16 protein-coding genes and 1 pseudogene are annotated in these 20,643 nt (G+C 54.9%); 7 read left to right on the top strand and 10 right to left on the bottom strand.

Features of this window, described 5'->3' with window-relative positions; translation table 11 throughout:
* Positions 1-1,120 (top strand): Gfo/Idh/MocA family protein (locus RE6C_RS20845; RefSeq protein ID WP_052035017.1); only part of this gene is annotated, 1,120 nt, incomplete at its 5' end.
* A 276-nt stretch (positions 1,121-1,396) separates the two neighbouring features.
* Here RE6C_RS20845 and RE6C_RS20840 read toward each other — a convergent pair.
* Positions 1,397-1,624, bottom strand: a complete 228-nt coding sequence (locus RE6C_RS20840) for a thioredoxin family protein (protein ID WP_173401950.1) — start codon at positions 1,622-1,624, stop codon at positions 1,397-1,399.
* 163 nt (positions 1,625-1,787) lie between these two features.
* On the opposite strand from RE6C_RS20840, the gene cynR reads away from it, so the two are divergent.
* A complete protein-coding gene (gene cynR, locus RE6C_RS20835) occupies positions 1,788-2,669 on the top strand; it encodes a transcriptional regulator CynR (protein ID WP_008659769.1) in 882 nt (293 codons plus the stop codon).
* Positions 2,670-2,833: 164 nt separating this feature from the next.
* Here cynR and RE6C_RS20830 read toward each other — a convergent pair whose 3' ends face one another.
* The 6 genes from RE6C_RS20830 to RE6C_RS20805 all read right to left on the bottom strand — a co-directional run bounded on the left by RE6C_RS20830 (position 2,834) and on the right by RE6C_RS20805 (position 9,565).
* Entirely contained in the window at positions 2,834-3,292 is a 459-nt protein-coding gene (locus RE6C_RS20830) for a hypothetical protein (protein WP_008659761.1), read from the bottom strand.
* Positions 3,293-3,389: 97 nt separating this feature from the next.
* Positions 3,390-5,045 carry a LamG-like jellyroll fold domain-containing protein gene (locus RE6C_RS20825; protein ID WP_008659759.1) on the bottom strand — a complete coding sequence of 552 codons (1,656 nt, stop codon included), beginning with the start codon at positions 5,043-5,045 and terminating at the stop codon, positions 3,390-3,392.
* Positions 5,042-5,572 (bottom strand): sigma-70 family RNA polymerase sigma factor, encoded by a 531-nt coding sequence (locus RE6C_RS20820; protein WP_039962820.1) that lies wholly within the window; start codon positions 5,570-5,572, stop codon positions 5,042-5,044. The genes RE6C_RS20825 and RE6C_RS20820 overlap by 4 nt, the downstream gene beginning before the upstream one ends.
* A complete protein-coding gene (locus RE6C_RS20815; RefSeq protein WP_008659756.1) occupies positions 5,569-6,513 on the bottom strand; it encodes an alpha/beta hydrolase in 945 nt (314 codons plus the stop codon). Before RE6C_RS20815 ends, RE6C_RS20820 begins: the two co-directional genes overlap by 4 nt.
* A gap of 8 nt (positions 6,514-6,521) precedes the next feature.
* A complete protein-coding gene (locus tag RE6C_RS20810) occupies positions 6,522-8,297 on the bottom strand; it encodes a DUF1592 domain-containing protein (RefSeq protein ID WP_008659755.1) in 1,776 nt (591 codons plus the stop codon).
* The gene (locus RE6C_RS20805; protein ID WP_008659754.1) at positions 8,294-9,565 is read right to left on the bottom strand and encodes a DUF1552 domain-containing protein; all 1,272 of its coding nucleotides are present in this window, start codon (positions 9,563-9,565) and stop codon (positions 8,294-8,296) included. The genes RE6C_RS20810 and RE6C_RS20805 overlap by 4 nt, the downstream gene beginning before the upstream one ends.
* Positions 9,566-10,573: 1,008 nt before the next feature.
* On the opposite strand from RE6C_RS20805, the gene RE6C_RS20800 reads away from it, so the two are divergent.
* Positions 10,574-11,689: a hypothetical protein gene (locus tag RE6C_RS20800; protein ID WP_039962819.1), complete on the top strand. Its 1,116-nt coding sequence runs from the start codon at positions 10,574-10,576 to the stop codon at positions 11,687-11,689.
* The gene (locus tag RE6C_RS20795) at positions 11,686-13,356 is read left to right on the top strand and encodes a WD40 repeat domain-containing protein (RefSeq protein ID WP_008659749.1); all 1,671 of its coding nucleotides are present in this window, start codon (positions 11,686-11,688) and stop codon (positions 13,354-13,356) included. The genes RE6C_RS20800 and RE6C_RS20795 overlap by 4 nt, the downstream gene beginning before the upstream one ends.
* 309 nt (positions 13,357-13,665) lie before the next feature.
* Here the strand turns inward: RE6C_RS20795 and RE6C_RS20790 are convergent, their stop codons facing one another.
* The 3 genes from RE6C_RS20790 to RE6C_RS20770 form a co-directional block, all read right to left on the bottom strand.
* A complete protein-coding gene (locus RE6C_RS20790; RefSeq protein ID WP_008659744.1) occupies positions 13,666-15,012 on the bottom strand; it encodes a D-arabinono-1,4-lactone oxidase in 1,347 nt (448 codons plus the stop codon).
* Complete coding sequence (locus RE6C_RS20785) at positions 15,005-15,478, bottom strand: hypothetical protein (RefSeq protein ID WP_008659743.1); 474 nt, start codon at positions 15,476-15,478, stop codon at positions 15,005-15,007. The genes RE6C_RS20790 and RE6C_RS20785 overlap by 8 nt, the downstream gene beginning before the upstream one ends.
* A gap of 744 nt (positions 15,479-16,222) precedes the next feature.
* Entirely contained in the window at positions 16,223-17,839 is a 1,617-nt protein-coding gene (locus RE6C_RS20770) for a TolC family protein (RefSeq protein WP_008659740.1), read from the bottom strand.
* A gap of 111 nt (positions 17,840-17,950) precedes the next feature.
* Between RE6C_RS20770 and RE6C_RS32520 the strand changes: the two genes are divergently transcribed.
* From RE6C_RS32520 to RE6C_RS20755, 3 genes and pseudogenes are all read left to right on the top strand, one after another.
* Positions 17,951-18,436 (top strand): hypothetical protein, encoded by a 486-nt coding sequence (locus RE6C_RS32520; RefSeq protein WP_039962815.1) that lies wholly within the window; start codon positions 17,951-17,953, stop codon positions 18,434-18,436.
* 132 nt (positions 18,437-18,568) lie between these two features.
* On the top strand, positions 18,569-18,832 hold the full coding sequence (locus RE6C_RS20760) for a hypothetical protein (protein WP_008659736.1): 264 nt from the start codon (positions 18,569-18,571) through the stop codon (positions 18,830-18,832).
* Positions 18,833-19,131: 299 nt separating this feature from the next.
* A pseudogene (locus RE6C_RS20755) lies at positions 19,132-20,544 on the top strand (efflux RND transporter periplasmic adaptor subunit); the annotation flags it as partial.
* Positions 20,545-20,643: the final 99 nt, after the last annotated feature.

The following is a 20,643-nucleotide window of genomic DNA, read 5'->3' as shown; positions in this document are numbered from 1 at the left end:
GGTCGGCGGCAGCTCATTGAACAAGTCGGGCGACCAAGTGCCACTCGCTCCGCCAAACGACCAGCCGCCGAATTTGAAATTGCCAAAGGTGCCAAAGAAGAAAATTGGCTGGGCCGTCGTTGGTCTCGGCCAACTCGCTCTGGGGCAGATCATGCCCGCTTTCGGGCAGTGCGATCTGTCGGAGCCAACCGCTCTGGTGAGCGGCCATCCCGACAAGGCAAAGACCGTTGCGGAAGCCTACGGAATCGAAAAGAACGCGATCTACAACTACGAGAATTTCGACACGATCTTAGAAGACGACCGCATTGATGTCGTCTACATCGTCTTGCCAAATTCAATGCACGCCGAGTTCACAGTCCGCGCGTTGCGGGCAGGGAAGCATGTGCTGTGCGAAAAGCCGATGGCGGTGTCCATCGAAGAGTGTCAGCGAATGATTTCCGCGGCCGAGGAGGCAAAACGCAAGTTGATGATCGCCTACCGGCTGCACTACGAACCACTGAATCGCAAAGTCATGCAGATGTGCGATGAAAAACGGTTTGGTGAGATCAAGACGTTCGACGGTAGTTTCAGTATCAACGTCGAAGCCCCCAACATTCGATTGGCCGCGGAACTAGGTGGCGGGCCGGTCGGCGATGTGGGCGTCTATCCGATCAACGCGGCTCGTTATGTCACCGGCGAAGAACCTGTTGAGGCGTTTGCTCAAGCACACCAGCCCACCGACGATCCACGGTTTCGCGAAGTGCCCGAAAGCGTTTCTTGCGTGCTGCGGTTTCCCTCCGGCGTTCTGGCCAACATCAGTTGCGGATTCGGCGCTCATCGCAATGACTTCTACCGCGTCGCATGTACCGATGGTTTGATCGAGCTGACGCCGGCATTCAGCTACAACGGCCAGCGATTGATGACACATCAAAAGAGCCATGCGGATTCGCATTCGGTGGTGACCCATCACGAGATCGCCGAGGTCAATCATTTCGCGTCGGAGATGGATCATTTCTCACGAGATATCTTGGAGGATCGAAAGCCGCGAACGCCGGGGGAAGAAGGTCTAGCCGACATGCGAGTGTTGGCCGCAATGGCCCAATCCATCCGCGACGGCCGAGCGGTTCGATTGAACGAGTAGCGTGACTCACGCGGCCTAACGATCTGAGGTAGCGAAGTCGCCAATAGTCTCGGTCGCCACTGAGTATGTCGAAAGTCTCGACCGCTATCGCTAAGGCGACGAAACGCCGGCGATAGGTGCGTCGGGTACCGTCGTCGTGAGTAGAGCTGGAAGCCAGCACGGGGAAGAATGTGCGTGGCGACATGGTTGGGTTCTTCCGTGGATGAATGCGGGGCAAGGACGTGCCAGAATTTTCCGGCGACGCCCTTGGACGGTTCGTCGACCCGAGACCTTTGATCAGCTCTTCAGAGCCGACAGGTCCGCACCGTGGTTGATGTGAAACGGCTGCCCGTTGATGACAAGAGCCGGAACGGACTTGACGCCCGCGGCTTCGGCTTCTGCGACTCGACCGGACTGCTCGCCCAAATGCACTTTTTCGACATCGCCCTTCAGCGAGTCTGCGACAGTTTGTTCGGCGGAGACACAGACGGGACATCCAGCGTGATAGAAGACGGCTTTGGACATGGTGATGCACCTTTCAAGAGATGGTTCGAAGAAGAAGGCGAAGTGATTCACCTTCCATCGCAAACAGAAATTGTCGCGACCCGCACAAATCTAGGTACACTGGAAACATGCGTCCAATACTTCTTTCCGAAGGGACTGATAGCCATGGGCTATCGGACACACCATGGAACTTCGTCACCTCCGTTACTTCATTGCCATCGCAGAACACGCCAGTTTTCGTGCGGCCGCGGAAGAACTGTTCGTCTCTCAACCGACCTTGTCGCAGCAAATGAAGGACCTCGAAAAAGAACTCGGCTGCGACCTGTTCGAGCGGGCCGGTCGAGGCATTCGATTGACTGGCGAGGGAAGCGTGTTTTTCCAGTACGCCAGAAAAGCACTGAACGTCCTCGATGAGGGCCAAGCAGCGGTCGACGAATTTGACGAGCTATTGCGTGGTCGGCTCCGCGTGGGTGTGGTGCAAACCGTCGGTGCCTATTTAATACCGAAGGTGGTTTCCCAGTTCAGCCGAGACTTTCCGGCGGTCGAAGTCCGGGTAGCGGAATTGTCGGCTTCTCAGATTGAATCGGGTTTGCACGATGGATCACTGGACCTCGCCGTTTCCTTCGAACCGGTCGGCCAGCGAACCCTGTCTCACGAAGTGTTGTTCGATGAACAATTCGTATTGATCGTTGACAAACGGCACGCCTTTGCGAATCGAAAGAAGGTGAGGGTCGTCGATTTGAACGAGACGCCTCTCTGTCTTTTGACCCGTGACTATTGCACGCGAAGGATGGTTGACGCGGCGTTCTTGGAGGCGAGCGTGATCCCAACGGTTGCAATCGAGATGACCTCGGTGGAGGGTTGTCTCGGCGTTGTCGAATCGGGCGGTCCGGCAACCATCCTTCCGCACCTTGCCTTGTCAAAACGAAAGCTGCACGCCGTTCGCATCGAGCGTCCGATCATCAAGCGATCTGTCTGCTTGATTCGTCGCAATTCGCTGGGTGAGAGCCGCGCATCTGAAGCATTTTCGGGGTTGGTCAGAGAAGCGGCCGTCGATATCAGCTAATCACCAGCCGTCGTTGGTGGATCGCTCGGCGAGCTTGGGTGTGTCTTTCGCAGGTCCACGAAGGCTCGTTGAACGTCTTCGCTGAGTCCGAGGCTGGACCGTTCAACGGATTCACTAGAGTTTCCGGTTCCACTGGCGACGAGTTCATTGGACTTCATCAAGTGTTAACCGACGGCGATGAGGCGAGCGTTGATGTTTTGCAGATCGGTATCGGCGATCGCTTCTGGTTCTGGATCTTGCTGGGCGATTGAATCTTCGAGTTGGTCGTCGATGAGCAGTTTAGGTGCGACGATGACTTCTGGGCCTTCTTCGCGAGGTTCTTGCGTCCGCTTTTCAGCGGGTACATCGAGACCAATCGGATCGAGTTTTTGAACACCGCCGCTGATGTTCAGCCCGTAAGATTCAAACTTGCCAGTGACCGACTCGTTCGATTGGTTGCCAACGTCGGTGCCGGCGAGGTTGTCGCTCGAGGTTGAGGGCAATTGTGTCTTGGTCGAATTCGGCCGGCGATACCTTGGGGTTGCCGTCGGCATTTGCTCGCTGCTCGCTGCGGCTTTCGCTTCCATTTCCGCGGCGAGCTCGTTTAGGATCTCTGCCGCGGCGGCAATGGTCGTGCGCCGCATCCTGTCCTGCTGGTCGGAGAAGATCGGCTATGTCGCGGATGTCTGCAGATTAATGGAGCACGAGGTCTCAAAGCCACGATTTGGATGCCCTTTTCCACTATTGCGATCCAAGCTCATACAAGGCTGCAATCTCATCGCCCGACAGTGGTTCTTGATAGATCAAAAACTCATCGACGCGTCCGTTCAAGTTTCTGATGGGGAATGGTACACCCTCCAGGGGCAACCCCCAGTTGCCGATTTCACACGTTCCGAATGTTACGCTGCGACCCTCATGATGATGATCGCTGCCTTCACGGCTTACTTCTTTACCGTCAAAATACTGCACGGCTTCGCTGGTCCTTGCATCGAAAGTCACCGCGACGTGATGCCAGCGTCTGTCGCTTGCGCCAAACAGAGGTGGTGAATAGAAAACCTTACTCTGGCGATTCCCGTTGTCTGTTCTTCCTCCAGGAGGCGAGGAGCGATCGTAGCTGACCGAGAACATCAGACGTCCCGATTGATCAATTTGCCAGTGTGGTTCACCGTCTTCATAACCATCCGACATTAACAACGCGTTGTACTTGCGGTCCAGTCCGTCAACCCGAATCCACGCCGCCATCGTTAATCCCTGGTACTTAGTTCTCTTCAAATTGATGCGGACACGATCACCTGGGCTTTTGAATTCGAGTGCCGGCTTACCGGGCCAGCGTCCTTCGACCCAACGTGCACCGACTGCCGATCCGTGGCTATAGCGACGCTTGGGGATCGCAAAGTTGTTGACCAGCCGATCCCATTTCTTGTCTGGCCAGCGTCTGAACTGATAACAGCCAATGATGCGCTCATGTGAACGCACTTTGTTCATCGCCTCACGCCACTGTTTCGTTTTTTGTTGATAGTACTCTTCCCTGCGACGTTCAAACTCTTCCACACTCGGAAAGTTGGCTGGCGTGGAGACGCCCGCAACGACGCTGCTGTCCGTGGACTTTTTGAGACTACTGCCTTCACGGATGACTTGCATTTGGGAGCCCGGGACATGTGCCTCCACTTCGCCCTCGAAGACGTGCAGAGATGAATCGTCGCCGTCGACCTCGACAGCGAACTCGGTTCCAAGATCGACGATTTTCATTTCAGGCAGATTCAGGCGGAAACCAATCGCAGGAGGAGGCACACGCATGGTGATTTTTCCGTGAGCACACTCCGCTTCCCAGGAACTAATCAAGTTCACATTTGCCGCGTCGTCGATGAGCATGGTCGCACCGCTGAAGAAGTCGATTTGCACCGCCCCTGAAAGCAGCTTGAACTGCCCCGGTTGCAAAGAGTCACCTTCCTCATACTGCGTGTCACCGGGGAATTTCGCGTCCACAACACGGGACAGCACCGCACAGCCCGATTCGACAGTCTCGTCCTGCGGGGTGGATGCTGGCTCTGACATCGCAAGATGTTGTGTCGCATCGCTGTTGCGGTCGCGTCCGATGCCGTAGCCGATTGCGAACAATAAGACAGCGGAAGTAGCTGCCAGGAGCCCCCACTTACAAGCACGGATCGCAAGCGAGTGAACAACAGGCCGATCGTTACACGCATTCGCTTGCATTTCGTGTTGGCACGGTACATCACTCATCAATCGCAAGTCGGCATCCAAACCACACACGTCGACAAAATCACTGCGTCGATCAGCGGAGTTTTCCAGCGCTGTCTGAAGTTCCGCCGACTCGGTCTCACTGAGCGAACCATCGAGCCAAGCCGAGACAAGTTCCGTGAATCGTAGGTCGTTCATGACAATCCCTGGTCTGCAAGCGTTTGTTTGATGCACCTCAACAATTGTTGACGTAGCCGTTGCACGGATTTGTAAACGGCCTGTTCGGGGCGATCGTTCTGTTGGGCGTACTCGCGAACAGTGACACCCGGTTTGTGTACCTTTAGGATCAAGTCCCGTTTCGCTTGGTCGAGCTTCTGCAGGCAACGTTCCAGAGCTTGTTGTCGATCGGCGTCTCCTGCAGCAATGGTGCCGGTTGCATCGGCTAACTGTTCCGTGAGTTTGTCGGAAAACACCAGAGGGCTGCGTGCCAGCGAACGTCGATATTTCAACGACTCAAATCGAGCGATCATCATCAGCCAACCACCAAAACGATCGATGTCGTCCAGTTCATCGAACTTTTTCCAGGCAATCAAACTGGTTTGTTGGACGACCTCCTCCACATCGTGCCACGTCGGCACGAGGCGGCGTACGTACGCTCTTACGGCTGACTCTTCCTCAATCAGCAAACGTACGAAGGTTTCGTAACTGGAGGAGTCTTCATTCATTGATGGTCCTTCAGCGTTCGATCGAAGAACGGGACCGCCGCTTCCATCATCTGATCAAACCAGATTTGTTTGACGGTGAATGGGTGCGGGGCGTCTTTGATGATGGTCAGGCCGTTTTCAATGCTCAATTGGTCCATCTTTTGACGCAGCGAGTCGGCGCGAGTACTCGGGTCATCTTTTTCGCCCGTAATCAGCCAGACGGGTGGATCGTTCTTGTCGAGATGGGCCAGTGGTGAAGCGAGGCGATAAACTTCTGGGACTTCATCTTGCGACCCGCCGAGAAACGCTTGCCAGATCGCTGCGCTCGCCGATTTTTCGCGGTTTCGTTCCGACATGAAATCTGTTTGACCTCCCATGGGAACCACCGCTTGGATCGTACTGCTGAATTCTGCGTTACCACCGGCACCATCGAGCTCAGCAACACCGCCAGACGTCGCCAATAACGCCGCCAGATGACCGCCCGCGGAGTGGCCGATTGCTCCGATGTGTTCAGGGTCGATACCGTAGCCCTTAGCATTGGCCCGCAGAAACCGGACGGCTGCTTTGCAGTCGTGGATATGGGCCGGGAACTTTGCTTCGCCACTTAATCGATAGTCGATCGACGCAGTGACGTAGCCTTCGGCTGCCAGGGCTTGAGCGACTTTACGATGATGGATCTTGGATCCTCTTCCCCAACCGCCGCCGTGAATGCATACGATTGCCGGTAGCATTCCAGGCGCATCTTTGGGGCGAAAGATGTCTAATTGCAATGTTCGGTCGCCGTACTTTGCGAACGTCACGTCGAGGGTTTGCTCGAGTTGATCGAGTGTGGCTTCGGGGATGACCGTTTTGCCATCAGCACGAGATGGTTTGTCATCCGAAATTGCAGGCAGGCCCGATACGATGCAAAGAAAAGCAACAAGGATGCTGCGGAAGATTGGCAGGTGGAGAGCTGTGTTCATGGTATCCGTTAGCCTTGGATGTAAACGATTGTTTGTGATGCTAGCTGAGATTCTTCGTAGTGGACGAGGTCATGAGTAACTCGACCGCAAGGGGATTGTGAACCGAGTTCATTCAAACGCAGCCAACTGTTCGTGAAATTCTCGATGAATGCTTCCGCTCGCGGATCTCGCAGCATGCGACGAGTCTGGGCGAGCAGCGTTTCCGGTTCGCTGAGATTTCCGCCGGCAGCAGCGCGAAACAACTGTTCATCCGGCATCGAGCTCCACAGAAAGTAGGACAGTCGGGACGCGAGCTGGAACGCACGGTTGTCACTTTGGGCTGCGTCAGGAGGAGTTTCCACATACAGAAAACTCGGCGAACATAGGATCGCTTTACAAGTGGTCAGAAAAGCGGTCTCTTCTGAATCGCCAGCGGACATACGTGATTGGAAAAAGGACTCGTACCGAGCGACTTCCGAATCGAGGGGCTGTCGGCGAAACGCACGAAACATGAACGGTTCAAGCGATCGTTCTCGCGCAACCGAGAACCAATCCGGCTTTGTTTCGTCTTTGGGTTCCGGCCCAGCAATCTCCATCTGATGGATTCGCATCCGAGGCCCCTGGTAGGCGTCAGACATCCAGACATCGAGGTTTTCGGAAGGCTCGGTCGAAAAGACATCGAGCCAGTTGCTCGTTTTTGTTTCAGGATGATACTTCCTAACCAGTTTCACCAAGGATGTCCGGAAATTGATCGGCCCGTTGGCGTAGCGAATGACTGGAACGAATTCCTTGTCCATCCACGTACGGAATTCGTAGACCTTGGATTGGTGGTCGGCCAGCGAAACGGTTGCCACGATGCGGTCCGAAGAGTTCTGTCCTGTTCCCGGAGGAGCCACTTTCGGGTTCGATGCGATAATTTGCATTTTGATCGGCTCGTCGCGATCGACTCGCAAAGTGCCAGGCGGATATGGGTGTTCGCGATGGACACCTTCGGCCTGGACGCGAATGGTGTAATACCCATCCGCCGGAACACCGCGAAATCTCTTGGCATGCAGCCTTGCCAGAGATGGATCGCTGTGCGCGACATCGACATAGTCGCCCGTTGGATTGACGATGAAGCGTTGCTCGGGACGGAATAGGAACTTTCGATTGCTGAAATCTTTGGCTCGGAGCACTTTGTTGATGGGTGCGACGACCTCTCGTGATTGAACTGCTTTGTCAACGCTCCGAGACGCTGCTTCCAGATAGCACTGCAGTAGATAATCCGACAGCACCAAGCTCTCGCCGATGTTGTCGAAACCGTCGACTCGATCGTCCGCTGGGAATGATGTTGTCGGATCGAACGAGTCCATGTTGATGCCAAGAAGATCGCGAATCGTGTTTCGATACTCGTATCGGTTGAGTCGTCGAAAGCTTTCCTGACCGCGAGTCGCGAGGGCTTCACGAGCCGCTTCAAGTTGACGCGTAACCGTGGCGACAAATCGCTTGGTCTCTTCGGCAGTTGGTTGTGGCTCATCCTCGGGAGGCATCTCACCGAGATTGATGACGTCCAGGATCTCCTGCCATTGCTCTGCGGAGTGACGATCGGCAGTCTGATGGTCCGAAGGTTCAGCACCAAGACGATCGAATCGTCGATCCGCATTCTGTTCTTCCCCACCGTGGCAGCGAATGCAGTGGGTTTGCACGTAGGCCTTTGTGTCAAACTTGGCTTCGACGGCGAGGGTTGTACTTGGTGCCAGTGCCCAGGCAGACAAAACCACGTAGAACAGGCCACCAGCCTGTTTTGATCCAACGCGACTCATCATCTCAGCCCCTCCAGCGTTCCCGTGCTAGTCCCAAACCGATCGGTTTCCACGCCAAATCGCTGCAGCATTGACAGATACAAATTGCAGGCCGGCGTCTGGCGGCCTCCCTCAGCCGGGTACGCTTTGTGCTCGCCGTGTCGAAACCCACCGCCGGCCAGCAGAAGAGGCAACTTGCGATTGGAATGAGAACTCGCATTCCCAAGGCCACTGCCCATCAGCACCATCGTTCGGTCAAGCAACGATGCATCATCGGAGACCTGTGATTGCTTTAGTCCGTTCAAGAACCGCCCGAGTTGCGATGTGTGGAATTGCTCAATGACGCCGAGTTGCTGCAGTTTTGATTCATCGCGACCGTGGTGCGAAAGGTCGTGATAGCCTTTTGTGATTCCCGCCAGTCCCGAATCGCCGGTCCATCCGTGAATGGCCATGGACAACACACGAGTCGAATCGGTTTGCAATGCCAGCTTCATCAAGTCATAGAACAACGCAACCTCCTCGGTGAAGCTGGTCGGTAGTTGCTTTGGCAGCTTGTAGTTCGTCTTCGGCTTTGGTTTGTCGAGCCAAGCCTCTGATTGTTCCAGTCGCTTTTCGACTTGCCGTATCGACGTGAAGTACTCATCGAGTTTCGTCGAGTCACTGACATTGATTCGCTTTCTGAGCGCCGCCGCATCTTCACCAACAACATCCAGAATGCTTCGGTTAACGGCAAACTCGCTGGCTTGTCGCTTCCGTTTCGACTCAGGTGTTTCCAGAAACAAAGCGTCGAACATCGTTCGCAGTCGCGTAATCGCTGGAATCTCGACGCCGTTCCGCGTCCAGGAAACGCCTCCACCGCCTAGCCCAACTTGCAAAGACTGATAACGCGTCTGCGCACCGACAAATTCGGCTGCCCGCTGATCAACGGTGACGTTTCCTTCCGGATACTGCTTCGCTTGATCTGATCGAATGCCAGACAGAAACGTGTGCGTCGACTGGTGCCCGCCTGTGATGCCCGGATGATCCAAATCCGAGAAGACGGTGAAGTCGTTCTTCAAATCCGCCAACGGAGACAACAAACGAGGCAAGTCGTAATTGCGACCGGTTTGCTCAGGAAAAAAGTCGTTTGGGTAGAGCCCATATTCGAGCCCAATGCAAACCATCCGCATCGATGATTCTGCCGAGCGTTCTGCGGCATGCGCAGCTTTTGGTGCCACCAAGGACTCCAGGAATGGCAGAGCCACGATGGCTCCAGTTCCACGCAACAATTGTCTTCGGTCGAGTGGTTTCATCTCTCCATTCCCGGTGAATTGGCCATCCTTCGACTTGGCTATCTCCGGATGAGGGTGTGATTTACTATCTCTCTCCCGAAAAGTCGGATGTTGGACAAATGACATGGTGATTCTCGGAAAGACGCCGCGATCCACTACGCCGGGCCCGGTGTTGATTCAGTGCACCAACCGTTGATCATTTTGTCAGGGTGACAAAATTTCCGTTTGGGCCACCATGGCCAAAGCGTAGGCAATTCCGGCATCGGATGCGTCGAGTCCCGGCTTGTCCAACATCCCCTGCGTCTTCCTAAATCGCTCTTCAGCAAAATTCCAGGCATCACACTCGGCGGTCTTCATCCATGCGGCGGCGCAGTTGTCCGCACTTTCGACCCGAAATTCTCACTTCCACCCTGCAGCGACTTCTAGAAGTAACCGATGCGATTGTCGAGAAAATGCAACCGACCGGTTCGTGATGGACAGTCTAAACACTCACTGCAGTGAAACACTGGTGAAGATGATCGCGACGATGGTCGGCTTTGAAGGCGACCTTGGGCTCAAGCTGCACAAAATCGTTCCGGAAGCACTAGCGAGTACTTCATCTACGGCAACTTCATCAAGGCCGACGACGCTCCCTCTAAATACAACTACAAAACAAATCACTTTCGCTGAACCGGGAAGTTATTTTTCAGTATCTCCCTACCCTCTATCGCAGATCACCCCGTGTTGCGTAATCGCCCTGCCCCTCAACCAATTCCTAGTCCACTTTCGTAGAGGCGACTCAGTTGTCATTCATCAATCGAATTGGTGATCGCAGAACAACGCCAGGCCCGCTGGAACCGTCGGGGCAGATTTGCCTGGGCGATTGGATCTTGCTGCCGTTCCGTCAGGCGAAGGGATTGACGCGGTGCAGGATGTAGACGACACCGGCGATCCGTGAGAAATGTCATGCGAAAGCGCTGTGTGCTGCTGCCTGGGGGCTCTGATCAAGAACAGAACATTTTGTCGTCGATTCTTGAAGGCTGAAATTCCATGACCGCAGTTTCTCAAATGGAGAAGAGAGAAGGGCTTCGGGTACGCATGGTCCGACGAGCCTATTTGATAGTTGTTTGGGGCTGGCTATTGATTTGCTTGCTGTTTCCGATTTGGACCGGCAAGAGTCATCACTACGATACGGGCAGTGAGCAGTGGCAAACCAATGGGGCTTTCGGAATTACGGGATCTGGAAACCCGTTCACAAGTTCAGCCCCGATCTGGAATCCGCCTCGCTCGTCCGGCGGTCTTCCCACAGCGGTTCGCTGGCCGCTGGCGCCGATCGAAGCTGAGCACAGCGTTGAAGTACACTTCGCCGCGACGCTTTGGCGGTTTACCAGCGGATTGTTCTTTGCAGGGTTCGTCGTCCTGGTTCTTCGCTGGACGAAGTGTGTCCGGGAACCGGATCGGGTGCTGTTGGTCGCCAGCGCGATCGCGGTCGCCATCCTGACGGCGAACATTGTGTTGGCGGGGATCGGCGCGGCCTCGATGGGATTCGCGTTGATCAGTCCGGTCGTCATCGGCGTTCTTGTCGTCGCGATGGCCTTGGGAATCATTTTTGGTGGGGTCATTCTGCGAGTAGGTGACCGCGAAGCACCGCCAATGAAATTGACTCCCGCGACCGAATCGACATTGGCAGGCTCTGTCTCCGTTGCCGATCCTCCAAAGCCCTCCAAGGCCTCAACGATGTCGGAGATGCGAAGCTTGAATTGGTGGTGGAGAGTTCCTGTTTACCTCGTAGTTCAGTTCTTCGTTTGGGGTTTGGTCGCCAGCCAATCGTGGCCAGTGGGACGTGATGTCTTTGGACCTTACCAAGTGGAGCCTGATTCAGTCGTGATGGCGTTTTGGATTCAGTTCATTTTGCTTCCGTTTTTCCAGCGGCGTTTTCAGTTTTTCGGGCTGAGCCAGCTTATGGTCATTGTGATGATCTACATTTTGCCCGATTGGCCGCGTGGCGGCAATGTGTTTGCCCCCTTCATTCGAGTCTCTGCGGGTGTCTGGCCACTGTTTTGGATGCAGTTCGTCGCCACACTGGTATTGTTTTGGCGTGCGCCGTATCTGGTCAAGCAGATGATCGGCATGCGAAGTCAAAAGCCAAACGGAGCTTCAGCATGAGTCGGACGGACAATGGCTGGCGTGATGTTGCTGTCTTTCTTATCGCGACCACTTGCTTGATTGCGATGACAATCGGCGGGCTCGCTTGGAACGCTGGTCAAGTGCGTCAAAAACAAGCATTGAGAACTCGTGCCGAATTCGAAGAGTTGGATATTCAATCCCACGGCAAGCTCACGTTACAGCTTCCCGACCAAAGCAGTCAGAATGTCGCTTCTGCGTTGATGATGCCCGGTGACAGCACATTGCGTTGGTGGTGGCCGGCAAACAGTGAGTCGCTGTATCTATTGAATCTGAACGGGGACGAAGTCACCGTCGATCGCGTTTCGGTGTTGTCCGGGGAAGGCATCCGAGTCGCTGAGATTAAACGACGCCGGTATGACGATGCGTTTGGAACTGAAGATCGAATTTACCTACTGCGAACGGATACTCGTGGGAGATACCAATTGATTGCCGACATCTATTCAATTTCAGAGAGTCGGATGGTGGCGACCCGGCCTTTGCTTAATCTGCCGCTTCATTTCGCCTCGCGACCGACCAAAGCAGTTTGGCACCCCAACGGATCGTCTGTCGCGTTCACTGTAACTCAATCCAGTCGAGACAATACGCGGTCTTTTCGAACGTGTGTCGTTGACTTGCAAACCGGTTTGCCAATCAAGATGCATAACTCGGAACCGTTTCTCGAGAATCAGAGGGCTTTGGCTTTCAGCATCGACGGAAATCAATTGATTCTGATTGGCAACAATGGTGCTACGACACCGGAAGCGAAGAATGAGGGAAGGTCCATTTTCGTGCTCGATATGCGAACCGGTAGATCTGAAGCAAACGCAATTCCTGCGCTTCCACGGATTCATCCCCTGGCCATCAGCGACGATGCGGAGAGAGTGGTGTTCGCGTTCCCTTCAAGCGTTGAGATCTGGAATACGCGGACCGGCAAGAAAACAGCAACGCTCCCTACTCGCACCGATGGCGGTGCGTCCTGGCGGGTCTTGAAGGTCGAGTTCTCCGCCGGTCGGGATCTTGTTGCGGTGGCCGATGAAAGAACAATCAGTGTTTACGATTCCGAGACAGGAACTCGAGTGAGTCGTTTCCCCGATGTACCGCCCAATGATCAAGCCCCGATCCAGCCAATCTATCTCGGCCGCGACAATGGGCAGATTGTCGTTGTCGGAACATCACAGGAGAGCGACGAGTTCTCGTATTTCCCTTCACTTTGGATGCACCGGACCACGATCAATCAGAAGGATTCGAGCGAGAATGATGCGGCCACGACGGTAGCGGAAGCGCCGGACACCACAACTTGGGTGCCGGCTGAATGGACCCCATGGATGTCGAGCAGCGACTACGACGCGGAATTCAAGAGGCAGGTGGCTGATGGAAAGTACCCAATCACCGTTGTTGGTAGGAACGAAGGTGGCGAAAGCCAGTTTCGTGGCCAGTTCATTGACTTGCCGGAGAACATGACGTTTTTCGCTCGACACAACACGACCGAAGAGTCTCCACGTTTGCCAAGATTCCGCAATCGACGAGGTCAACTGCGTATCAGCGATAACCGCGTGTTTGGAACGCATCGACACGCTTATCGCGAGATCTGGCGTCAGTGGTTCGTCGATGAAAAGGGACAAACACGCTACAACATCACTTGGACCAAAGAGGCCGTCCCGGACTAGTTTTACTGATCAGCGGGAATCCGAATCAAATGCAGATCGTTTTTTGTTGAAGGATCGGAATGCGGAATTCCATCGACAGTGGCAAGCAAAAAGCCACGGCTATCGGTAGCAAAGATCCTTGGACGTAAGTTCAAGGACGTGCCGGGGCGCGCCGTGACGCGTTGCTTTACCTCATCCCAATGATCCGCATTCAGAAAATCAATCCTGCCTGCGATGGCGAACTGGAAACCTGATGATTCCCTCGTGGCGGATTAGGCTTGATTTTGACTAGTCACAATGGCACCGCTTGAACTGCGTTGGAGATTCTGATCACGATTGCGTTTGGTTTAGCAGCCCCTGCAACCAAGCGTTCGCGAATGAATCTCCTGCACCATTCATCTGCACAATCGCAGCAAAGTCGTCCCACTGCGGGTAAAGATGGTTGACCGAATCGAAAGTGAGTGGGCAGAATTTTCCCCAATGAGGTCTCGCAGCAAACTGTTCCCCCATCGTCTGTACAAGTTCCGTTGCAAAGGCTTCAAAGCTCTCTCGCTCCGCCGGTCGGGCGTAGCTGATGAAGCTGAGGGTATACCACGGCTCGTTACCGCCTGAGGCGGGTGAGATGAGCGTATCGTCCTGCAGGACTCGACGAACACAGATTGGATAATGGTGAGTGTAATTCTCAAGGCCCGGCTTCGCTGCGTAGGACATTAAGAGTTCACGAGCCGCGTGAAGCGAGCCTTTGAGGTGTTTGCCCGGAACAAACAACTCGACTTCGATGTGTCGGAACCGCTCGTGCTGCATCGTTAATTGACGGTCGGACCGGTCTACCACTTTCCAGTTTCTAGGAATCAATTGCGGAATTAACTTCTGGTAGGCGAACGCGGTGCATCGGCGGGGTAGCCATCTCGCCAACAGGCAGACAATGACGTGAAAAATGGTGTCCATTCCCAACGCCCAAAACCAACGATAGAGAGACGCGTGCCAACTTCGTTTTTGATCGGTTTCTACTCGATGTTGCGCGAAGTAGTCCCACTTCCAAGGAACGAAATAGAACTGTTGCAATGGGTAGTCCGCCTCCTGTGCAATAACCTCTTCAAGGGTCTCGTATCTCTGTAGATGTTCTTCGATGGAGTATTGTTTCCGAACGGGCAATTCGATCTCGGTGACCACACCCAAGCATCCCAAAGAACACCGAGCTGCTCGCAAACGTGGTGACTCGTTAGCCTGGATCCAATCAACTTTTGCGTTGCGCTGGTCGCCTGAAAACGAAGCTATGCGAATCGCGCGAACAAAGTGCGACAGACTCTGGCGTCCTGAGCCATGTGTGCCTGTTGCGATCGCCCCTGCAACCGATTGCTCATCGATCAAACCAAGCGTTGGGAGTGTCAAGCCGTGTGACTGCAGAGACTCTAGCACTTTCTTGATTTGGCAGCCCGCACCTACTCGAACCGCCCATTCCTCCCCGGACCGATCCAACTCAACCGAATCGAAGTGTCTCATATCGATGACCGCATCATGGGCCTGAAGAACTTGGCTCCAGGAATGCAGCCGACCAATTACCCGAATGTTTGAGCAACGGTTGTCATCAAGAAAATGGAGCAGCTCCGCCTCGGTTCGTGGACAGCAGAACCTTGCCGGATCGATTGTTAGGTTGCGTCCAAAGTTTCTAATCATCTTTTTCTAAGCTTCCTCCGTGTTGGCGGGACACAGGGATCGCTGCCTTCGGATCTGATTGTGTGCTCTGCTTTGCTGCTTCTTCTGTTTTCAAGCGTTGGATAAATCTCGGGTCGATTCTCCAATCCGCGTGTCGACTCGAACGTGTGAAGTCGAGTCGGTCGAACGCGGCCTCGTAGCCGTCGATCTTGATTTCAACGCGGGCTTTGATCGATGTGCGTAAGGGATCCTCTTTGCTGGGGAGTAGGCGAAAGTCCACCAGGTTTCTTCTTGGTGCCCTTAAACGATTGCCAGGGAAACGGAGGCCACCGATCGTGTGCCAATCGCCGTAACCATATCCATCAAAATGGAAGAGAATGTTAGCGTCCATCAAATGGATCGATCCCTGCCAAGCCCGCTCGGCAAACACCGGCGTCGAAACCAAGCAGGTAAGAAGCAGGGCGGAAAGCCAATGGAGATTCTTCATTTTATGTGTTCCTTACTGTATCGAGCTCGCGAAGTCTATTTCTGTCAGTGATGGTCATGGACACACCTTGGCGAATCTCTGACGTACCTCCGCCCGCCCAATCGATTGTAGACCTGCTTTCGCGACGACGCTCAAACTTTTGCGTGCCCCGATCGCCGATCACCTCTTTAGTTGGAAGAACCGCCTCCTCCGCTGCAGGGCCGAATTCGCCCTGGGAGTTGAGCGTTTGCATCAACACCAAGTCGCGAATTTGCGTTTGGGGTCCCTTGTCGCCGGGGCTGGATTAACGAGCGGTCAATCCAGTGTTCTCTCGGCCAAGGGACGTATGCTTTGCCTGTGCGAGCGAGAGTTTGAACCGCTTCCAGCTGATTTCGTTGTCAGCCAACCTTGTCACGCTTGGTCTGCATATCCTGTCGAGCAGTTTCGCTGGTTTGCTCAGGCGTTGCTGTTGGTACTTCGTTCGATTCCGCTCCTACGCGAACCGTTCGTCGGAAGTGGGCGAAGGCTGTGTTGGGCTTCAATCACCGAAATTGTTTCACCCACGATGCACCACGACCAGGCAGATGAGGGTTGCAGATGCATTCTGTCGTATCGCAGAACCAATCGTTGGGTCTTCGTTTGCCGGTTGACAACGCGGATGACTTAGCCAGAGGTGGAGCCTGCTATTGAATGCGGAAGTGGTTGCTTCTATTGCATCGTGGGCAGAGTTTGTATTGAACAGGCTCAGACGCTCTGGTTGGTCGTTCAGTATGGGCAGCCGACGGTTCGTTCGATTTGAGCGAGGGTGCTGGCAATGGTGGCTTTGGTGCGGGCCACTTGGACTTGCAGGGCGAGCAATTCGCGGTAGGTGGCGACGAGGTCGGTGAAGTCGGCTTTCTCGTTCTGATAGTCGGCCGTGCTGATCGTGAGTGTTTGTTCGGTCCGTGGAATCAGTCGTGTACGCAACAGTTCAAGTTGTTCGATCGCGGCGTAGGCGGCGGCGACTTGGCGGCGGAGCGTTCCACGCAGACGGTCGCGTTCAGCTTCTCGGCGTAGCGTCGCGCTGCTGCGGTCGTGGGCTGCTTCACTGATGCCCGCGTTGATCTTGTCCCGCCAAATCGGAAGCGTCACGCCGATCGAGAAGTTGATGTTGTCGTGGCCATTCGCAACGGGGCTGAGGACGTTGTGATCGTCGCTGACAATCGAGTAACCAAGACCAAGTTGAAAGTCGGGGTACTGCTGCAAACAGGCGAGGGACTCTTTGGCTCGGTCGCGAGCGATTTCGGCGGCGAGTCCTTGCAGCGTTGGATTGCATTGCTCCGCTTGGGCGACAAGTTGTTCGAGTTGCGGTGCCACTTCATCGACATCGAGTTCATCGGCCGCCACAGGCATGTAGTTCATCGGCATCCGAACGAGGGCACCAAGGTCAGCTCGGGCTTGTTCGCGTTGTCGGCGTAGAGCAATCAGTTGTTCGGCCAGACGATCACCTTCGAGTTCCGCACGAAGCACATCCTGTTGACTTCCACCGGTTCGGTAGCGGGCTTCGGATACCGCGATGAGGTCTTCGACGATCTCGGTTTTGTCATCGACGATCCGCAACAATTCGGCGGCGAGCCAAAGTTCGTAGTAAGCCAAGCGTACGGCTTCGGTGATTTCGATTTGCCGTCGCGCGACTTCTGCGCGAGCAACTTGGACTTCGCGGTATGCGACCTGCCCACGAGCGTCTAGCTTCTCCGGCCAGGGAACCTTTTGGCTGAGTGAGAACTGGTGACCGATGCGTCCGCCCGCCGTTTGAAGGGCTTGGTCATGAATGGGCCAGAACGTGTTGCCCACGACGGGATCTTCGAGCGAGGTGGCTTGCGGAATGCGATGCGATGCGGCGGCGACCTTTTGTCGAGCAGCGGCAATTGACGGATGAGATGCAACGGCCGTGGCGATCAGTTCGTCGAGCGTCACGGGAGTTCCCGGCTCGGTTGATTCGACTTCGACGCCATCCAAAAAACCTGCGAAGGTGTTTTCCGTCGCTACGTCCGGACGCTCGCCGTCGTTTAGAAACTCGATGTCATCATTGTTGCTTTGCTCAGATGACACGACTGCGTCCTGATCATCCAATTCGGAATCATCCTGATGGGTTCGGAATCCCACCAGCATTGTATCGGTAGTTTTCTCGACGCCCTGACCATGCCCCGAAGTCTCCTGAATGATGTCGCCTTTATCGCGGGACTCGATCGAAGCATATGAGTTCGGCGTCGGCAGGGCGGGTTTGGAAACAATGGATTCGCGTGCCGTTCGGCACCCAGGCAGTGTGAGCAACAGGACGACCAGCAACTTTCGGTTGTTGCGCCGGATCAGTTCCGCTGCTGTTGCTCGATGCTGGCCCATTCGTGTTGCACCCAAGATTCCGTTGGTAACGATGTTTCCTCTTGCACTCTTTTCGGCACCCAGCGATAATGCAGATACCTTATTAGGGTATGTTTCCTCCGGTCGTTCCGAATGAATCTCGCAACAATCCACATTGCCGTTACAGCTTGCCTGATCGTCAGCACGACGATTCAGCCGATGGCTGCGCTGGCGATGTCTGGCGACTGTGCGGACAAGGTTTGCGAGCAAACGCAGAAGTGTCCGGGTTGTGGTTGCTGTGAGGTGCAATCAGCGAGCGATCGCTGCTGTTGCTGCACGCATGAAACAAAGCCCACCGAGGAGCAAGAGCAGCAACCCGAAAAGAGCATCGAAGTTCTGGTGCCAGCGGGGGCTCATCCGACGGTGTCGCAATGCACTTGCGGTGTATCCACGCCACCGATGGACCGAACGGATCACCGCGAGCAAATCGTTCGCGAGCTCGTGAATCGTCTTTCGATGCTGGACTTTGTTGTTCTGGACGAAACGCCCCTGGCGTTCGATCGGCCTCAAGTCATCGACGATTCTTTCGGAAGTCGAGCTGATTTCTCTCAGCGTTTTCTCTGTGTTTGGCGGATCTAGCGAAGATCGTTGGGGAGCGTGCGCGCTCACCAAAACGAATCATCAACGATCCACCATACCTTCTGACGGAACTGTTTCCGTCGTCCTACAGAGAGAACTTCCATGCGCCATCATGCAATTCCTGCAGCTCTGATGCTGCTTCTTACCGCAACCATTACCGGTTGTGGTGAAACGGACCAGACCACAACGGCACCGTCGGTGACGGCACCAGTTGAGGCGACGCCGATGAGCTTTGCCAATTCCGAATGCCCCATCATGGGCGGCGAGCCGACCGAAGAACTGACGGCCGAATACGACGGCAAAACGATCGGATTCTGCTGCGAAGGCTGCCCGGAAAAGTGGGCTGCGTTGAGCGACGAAGAGAAGGCGGAGAAGTTTGAGGAAGTGAAGGAGTGAAAGAGAAGGGGAGTTAGGGAGTCAAGGAGAAGGGGAGTCTGCGAGTAGCGTTTCTCCCCGTCTCCCAGACTCCCAGACTCCCACACTCCTTCACTCCTTCACTCCTTCACTCCTTCACTCCTTCACTCCTTCACTCCTTCACTCCCCATCTTCAAATCATGGACATTCGCTCAAAGCTAAACGGCCTTCAATGGCTTGGCCGGACGGCTACGCATGCCGGTGTCTTGTTGGCTGTGTTCGTGTTGGGCATTGCACTTGTTGGCTTGGCCCAGAGGCAGGGCTGGATTCGCAACGGCGATATGGCCGCGACAAGCGACGATGCCGGTTCCAACAATGGAGAAACGATTTATACGTGTCCAATGCATCCGCAGATTCGGCAGGACGAGCCGGGGAATTGCCCGATTTGTGCGATGAAGTTGGTGCCGGTTGCTGACTCGGCGAAGCCCTCTGTCGCGAACACCAACGCCGGGGATGACCGCTATATCTGTCCGATGATGTGTACTCCGCCATCGAGTGAACCGGGACGTTGTCCGGTTTGCGCAATGGAGTTGGTCAAAGCAACCGGCGGTGGTGGCGGTGATGGAATGTCAGTGACGATCGAACCGGCCGCTCGTCGCTTGATTGGAATTCAAACCGCAACCGCCGAACTTGGTCCCGTCTCGCAAACCATTCGCACCATCGGATCCGTCGACTATGACGAGAGCAAGTTGGCAACGATCTCCGCCTACGTCGGTGGTCGCATCGAAAAGCTCTACGCCAACTATGTCGGTGTGCCCGTTGAAGAGAACGATGACCTCGCGTTGATCTACAGTCCCGACTTGTATTCGGCCCAAGTTGAATACTTGACCGCTGTGCAAGGCAGCGAACTGAAACGATTGGGTGGTTCGTCCAACATGGGTGAACTCTCGAAACAAAAGCTGATCGAGCTTGGTTTTACCGAGGACCAAGTCGCCGAGCTTCGTTCACGCGGGAAAGCTGAAAGCCGGATTCGTGTGCGCTCGCCGATCAAGGGCACCGTGATCGAGAAGCACGCCGTTGAAGGTGACTACATCAAGACGGGCGACAAGATTTATCGCATCGCCGATCTGTCGACCGTGTGGTTGATGCTCGATCTATTTCCGGACGATGCCGCTCGCATTCGTTTCGGACAACAGGTTGAAGCGGAAGTCTCATCGTTGCCCGGCGAAGTCTTCACCGGGCGGGTTGCCTTCATCGACCCGACCGTGAATTCCAAGACCCGCACCGTTCAAATTCGGGTCGAAATGCTGAACCCGGATGCGAAGTTAAAGCCGGGCGACTACGCGACCGCACGCGTCTACGTTCCAGCCATTCGCCAAGATCGAATCTACGATCCGGCGCTCGCAGGAAAGTACATCAGCCCAATGCACCCGCAGGTAATCCGCGAGCAACCGGGCGATTGCCCTATCTGTGGCATGGATTTGATTCCCACGTCAAAACTCGGTTACGCCAGCGAGCCATTGCCGAAACAGCAAGTTGTCACGGTTCCTCGCGATGCCGTGTTGATGACGGGTGAGAACAGCGTCGTGTATGTCGAAACGGATCCTGGTCGTTTTGAAATTCGCCGAGTGACGGTGGGACCGATGACGGACGATCGGGCGGTCATCTTGGAAGGCATGTCGTCGGGCGAAACGGTTGCAACGAATGGCAACTTCCTGATTGATTCGCAGATGCAACTCGCCGGGAACGCTAGCAGTACCGCCAGCGCTTGATGGGCCGGCAATGGAAGGGTAGTTGCGTTCATTCTTGCTCTCCTGAAGCAGAAAGATTTGGCACACGTCCGTCGCGTGCCA

The sequence above is a fragment of the Rhodopirellula europaea 6C genome (assembly GCF_000338295.1).
GTDB lineage: Bacteria > Planctomycetota > Planctomycetia > Pirellulales > Pirellulaceae > Rhodopirellula > Rhodopirellula europaea.
The sequence above is the reverse complement of the archived record's forward strand: the minus strand, read 5'-3'. Positions and strand labels throughout refer to the sequence as shown.